We start from the raw sequence: 5118 nt of genomic DNA, 5'->3' as shown, positions 1-5118 counted from the left end.
ACGAGTTTGTCGCCATCAAGGATATCGACACGCGCTACCTGGAAAAGCCTTATTACCTGATCCCTGCCGACGGCGCTTCCACCGAGGCCTTCTCCGTGCTGCGCGAAGCGATGGCCAAGAAGGGCGTGGCGGCGCGGTCCTGCGTGGTGCTGTACCAACGCGGGCGCGAAGTCGTGATACAGCCATATGGCAAGGGAATGCTGCTTACCGAGTTGCGGACCCATGACGAGATGATCTCGGAAGAGACCGTATTCAAAGACCTGGAAAGCCATGAATATGACCAGGAACTGCTCGAAATCGCAGGCCTGCTGATCGACAAAAAAGTGACCAAGTTTGATCCGTCGAAATTTGAAGACACCTACGAGGATGCGCTCATCGCGTTGATCGACGCAAAACGCAAGGGCAAGCAGCCGCCCAAACCGGTGCCCCCGCCCAAGGAGAACGTTATCGATCTGGCGTCGGTTCTCCGCAAGAGTCTCGCCAAGGAAGGCATCAAGGACCGCCCCAAAGCCAAAGCCGGACGCAAATCGGCATAGTCGCGGATCTGGCTGTCTGCTTTCTTCGAATTATGACCGAAAACGATCCTGTGCCGGGATCAGAAAAGATCGATTGGTCGCTCGGGCTCGGGGCTTCCGCCCGAGTCATTCGCGCGGTGCAGGGGCGCGTCGCCTTTAACCCCAAGATGCACGTCCCATCGACTGCGAAAAGGCGGGCTTTGCAGACAGGCGGTGACGGCTGCCGCCCCTCCAGTCAATAATGTGCTTCTTTTCACATGGAGATACTCACCGAAAGATACATTGATCAAATCATATTGTTCGATTTTGGGGTCGAAAGGGGAATCGCCAACATATGCACGTCGCAATAAGGAGAATTGGACGAGATGCAATTCATTGGGATAAATTGCACATAACGCAATGACTCGATGAATTGTAGGTTGAGGGGGCAACAAAGGCATTGCGAACATCTGTCGTCTTGTCTGTGATTTAACCATAGCTGGTACACGAAAAGGCAATTGGTGATCGTCGGGCCGGGCTAGCGCTATTCCTCCGCGGTTTGGAGATGGTGCGTCCGCTCCCGAATGTGCCCAGCGTCGCGATACAAGCGGCGTGAGTTGGATGTCCAAGAGAGGGCTTGCAGTGCACTAACGTGCATATCTCGACGAGTGTTGGTGTTGCCGGAACCGTGGTCGACTAGGCAGGGAGAACTCAGATGTACACTCATATCCTCGTGAGCACGGATGGCTCCGACGTCGCCAGGAAGGGCGTTGAGCAGGGGATAGCCCTGGCGAAAGCCTTGGCTGCCAAGGCGACAGTTGTCACGGTCACGGAGCCAATGCTGATTGACTATGGAACCGGATTTACCTCCGGGTCTATTCCTTCGCAGGAGGAGGTTGATAGTTTTGAGGCCGCGAGCAAGGAATTCGCAGGGCAAGTCCTCGATCAAGTCAGGGAGGCAGCCGACCGGATGGGGGTTTCCGCAGAATTTCTACATGTCCCGGATACCTACCCGGCCAAGGCGATTATCGACACCGCCAAGTCACGAGGCTGCGATCTGATTGTGATGGCTTCCCATGGCCGTCGTGGCATCAGAAAGCTTTTGCTGGGAAGCCAGACGTCGGAGGTTCTCGCGGATGGAAGTGTGCCTGTATTGGTCGTACGGTAGCCAAACGAAACCGGAGAAGCGCCGGCTTCCTTTGCGCTCAACCTTCCGGAGAGACGGTGTCCTGTGACGAGGATGTCTCCACGCGTCGGCCTCGGCATTTAGAGGTGCCGCGCAATGGCATTCATGATTGCCGCAGGCTAGACAACGATAACCCGCGCGCCGTTGCGCACCGTTCCGAAGAGTTCAAAAATATGCTCGTTCAACATCCTGATGCAGCCGGATGATGCAGCTTTTCCAATGGTCCACGGCTCATTGGTCCCATGAATGCGATACAGCGTGTCCTGGCCATTGCGATACAGATACAGCGCCCGGGCGCCGAGAGGATTGTTTGGGCCTCCCGGAACGCGCTGCGGCAAGCTCGGATTACGGCGTCGCATGTTGGCGGTGGGGGTCCAGGTCGGCCATTGGGCTCTTCGTTCAACGATGGCCTCTCCACCCCATCGCTGTCCATCCCGACCGACAGCGATGCCGAAGCGGATCGCCCTGCCTGCGTCTTCGACATAGTACAGGAAGCGCTCCTGCTTGTTGATTAGGATTGTTCCGGCGGTTTCCCTACCCAAGTAAGGCACCGTTTGCCGACGGAATTGCTGGGGGATGCGCGTCTTGTCTACGAGAGGGATGTCAAAAGGCTTATCTGGAATTCTCCCGATATACCAACTCTTTTGGGAAGCTTCCGCATGCCCGGACAGCGCCAGAAATGATATTCCCCCAACGATCACGGATCGTCTGCTCAAAGAATTCACCAAATGAACCTCCGAAATTTAATGACTTCTTGGCTGGCATTTTATGAGCTTCGATGAGCCTGCGCTATCGGGACAAACATTTCTGACATCGGCCTCTCCGCTGAGGGTGCAATCTCTTATGTCATACGAGCGCCTCGTCAGACTGCGTGGTGTTCCCGGCGGGCAGTTCGAACCGGCGTCCAATCTCCAGCTTCGCCAAGGAATGGGTTCACTCTTGTCTTCGACAAGATTACCTCAGCCGAAGACTCCAATCACGTAGTCGAAAGCTGATGGCTGAGAAGGCAATTGTTGGCCAGGAGGCTGTTCAGAGAAGGTTTGCCGTTGTTCGACCGCTCCGCCAACGGAGGGTGCTTGAGGCCCAGCCAGCCCGCCTCCCGCGCCTCTTTGGGCGAGATTCCGAACTCGCGCCTGAATGTCCGGCTATATGTCGAGGGATCCATGAAGCCCCACTCCTCCGCAATGTTCGAAATCGGGCGTCCATCAGCGATGTTTCCGAGCGCGTCCCTCGTTTTCAGCAGCCGCTGTCGCCGGATATAGTGCGAGATTCCTCCGGCTGGTTCGAAAATCCGATAAAGTCGAGAGCGTGAAATGCCGAGGTCTTGCGAGAGCTTTCCCGGTGTCAGATTCCGGTCGGCCAGATTGGCTATTATGATCTTGTTCGCGCGGGCCATGATGACCGCGTCGATCGGCTCCTGTGCTTCGAAAAAGTGATCCCGGGACGGGGAAATGCACGCGGCAAGCAGGCTGGTGGTCGCCGATGCGACATACGGGACGTCGCTTTCCGTGCGATGGGGGAAGGAATGATAGAGCAGCAGAACATAGTCGGCGACGAATGCGGCCATCTCGGGCCGGATATCGAGCGTGAAGGGTTGCGAGAAGGCGAAATCCCGCGGAAGGAATAGCGCAAGGACACCGTCATCCTCACCCTGGTCTTCATGGGGTGCACCCAGGCATTGCCAGCGCAGCTGTCCCATTCTTGGCGTGCCGCCGCCCGCGGGGATTGTCTGGGGCACCGAAAGAGCCCAGTGGTCGAACACCGGATTCTTTCTGCTGCGCCACCGCCGACGGTACCCCATCCCGGGGTATTCGATGAAAGCCAGCACGAGGCTCTCCAACCGCCACGCCCGCTCGCGCGCAGAGAACGAGCCGAACTCGTCTCGCAGCAATTCGACGTCGGCTATATTTGAGTGCCAACTCCGGAAAAGGTCGAATTGCTCGGGCGGTGGCGCCTGCGAGGTATCAACGTCTACGACGCATCTTAGAGGTTCTGGGGTCCCGATCGTTTCGCTTTCGCTGACAATTGATGGCTTGTCTTGCATTGAGGCAAACTCATTGCTTGAAAGAGGGTGACGGCAACCCCATGGAATTCTCGATCAAGAGACCAGACGTATCGGGCTCATCCCCGGCGGATGTAGCCGCGGCGAGATCGAGGTTATGGGACTTGAAATCCCGACACCCGCACCTGCTTGGGTGGTATAGAACCAGTCGACAAGAACATCTCGCCCAGCCAGCAGAATCGATGATGTGCGGATGTCGGCAGCGTGTATGGCAACTGCTCCAGCGATCGGCTCGCCAAGAGTATCGCTTCGTACTGTTACCTCCATCACAAGCTCCTATCGAGCTAGCAGATCAACAATGAACGATGTGCTTTTCGCAAGGAGACGGTCCTGACAATTAAAAATCCAGAGTGGAGTTATCGAAAATCGTGATGCTAATGACGAGGACACGGCCGAGCTTAAACGGTCATCGATTTTTGAAAAATATGCGAGGAATCCATAATATGGGTTTGACGTATATTTCTTGTAGCTTGTGGGATGATCTCCAGGCGCCCCGACCTCTGCCAGGAATCCGTCACTGTCTTGAAGAAAGGGACAATCCCAATGAATTGTTGATCAGAAGGTTGCTCAGGATGCCAGCATCCGCGAGGGGCTCATCCACAGTCAGCCAGGTCGAATGCTTGACGCCCTGCCACCCGAGTTCGCGCGCTTCCCTTGGAGAGATGCCGAACTCTGTTTTGAACATCCGGCTGTAGGTAGACGGATCTTGGAAGCCCCATACTTCGGCAATGCTGGAGATCGTTCGCCTGTCCGAACTGTCCGCTAGAGCGTCGCGCGTTTTCAGCAGCCGCTTGCGCCGCACATAGTTGGACACACCGCCCACCGGCTCGAAAATCCGGTAGAGACGGGAGCGTGAGACACCGACCGCACGGCAGAGTTTGTTGGGCGTCAAGTCGGGATCGCTCAACCTCTCTGCGATACGCTTGGCAATCCGAGCGGCAGACACCGCGTTCACAGGCCCTTGCGCCTCTGCCAGATGATCTTTTGTCGGCATAAGAGCAGCCGCGGAAATGTTGGCAGTCGCGGTGACGATATGGGGCAGATCCGCTTCTCTCAAATGAGGAAGTGAGCGGTGCAGCAGAACGGCGTAGTGCGCAAGAAAATCCAGTGCCTCGTCGCTGGCTTCGATTTTCGATGATCTGGTTGCCGGCCATGTGCGGGGCAGAAACAGTGTGATGAACAGATCATCGTTGCTCACTCCAACATCGGGCAAGGCCAGACACCTCATGCGGGGCCGACGAGATGTCATCTCGCCGGCAGCAGACTGCGAGAACGGCACGGACAGCATCCAGTGATCCAACAGGGACCGTCTGCGATGTTCCCATTGTATCTCGTAGCCGGAGCCTGGGATTTCGATGGAACTCAGCGCCAGATCG

At 56.5% G+C, this 5118-nt stretch carries 5 protein-coding genes; 2 read left to right on the top strand and 3 right to left on the bottom strand.

Features of this window, described 5'->3' with window-relative positions:
• Together FJ973_RS30685 and FJ973_RS30680 are read left to right on the top strand one after the other, a co-directional pair.
• The coding region (locus FJ973_RS30685; protein WP_140558914.1) for a Ku protein at window positions 1–536 on the top strand (536 nt) is incomplete at its 5' end.
• A gap of 673 nt (window positions 537–1209) precedes the next feature.
• Window positions 1210–1662, top strand: coding sequence for a universal stress protein (locus FJ973_RS30680; protein ID WP_140499425.1), 453 nt, complete (start codon window positions 1210–1212; stop codon window positions 1660–1662).
• A gap of 137 nt (window positions 1663–1799) precedes the next feature.
• On the opposite strand, the gene FJ973_RS31680 is transcribed toward FJ973_RS30680, so the two are convergent.
• The 3 genes from FJ973_RS31680 to FJ973_RS30665 form a co-directional block, all read right to left on the bottom strand.
• Window positions 1800–2405 (bottom strand): L,D-transpeptidase, encoded by a 606-nt coding sequence (locus FJ973_RS31680; RefSeq protein ID WP_140558913.1) that lies wholly within the window; start codon window positions 2403–2405, stop codon window positions 1800–1802.
• Between the two features lie 251 nt (window positions 2406–2656).
• On the bottom strand, window positions 2657–3724 hold the full coding sequence (locus FJ973_RS30670) for a helix-turn-helix domain-containing protein (protein WP_140558912.1): 1068 nt from the start codon (window positions 3722–3724) through the stop codon (window positions 2657–2659).
• 532 nt (window positions 3725–4256) lie between these two features.
• Window positions 4257–5118, bottom strand: an 862-nt coding sequence (locus tag FJ973_RS30665) for an AraC family transcriptional regulator (protein ID WP_210240123.1), incomplete at its 5' end; no start/stop codon positions are given.

The sequence above is a fragment of the Mesorhizobium sp. B2-1-3 genome, assembly GCF_006442495.1.
GTDB lineage: Bacteria > Pseudomonadota > Alphaproteobacteria > Rhizobiales > Rhizobiaceae > Mesorhizobium.
The sequence above is the reverse complement of the archived record's forward strand: the minus strand, read 5'-3'. Positions and strand labels throughout refer to the sequence as shown.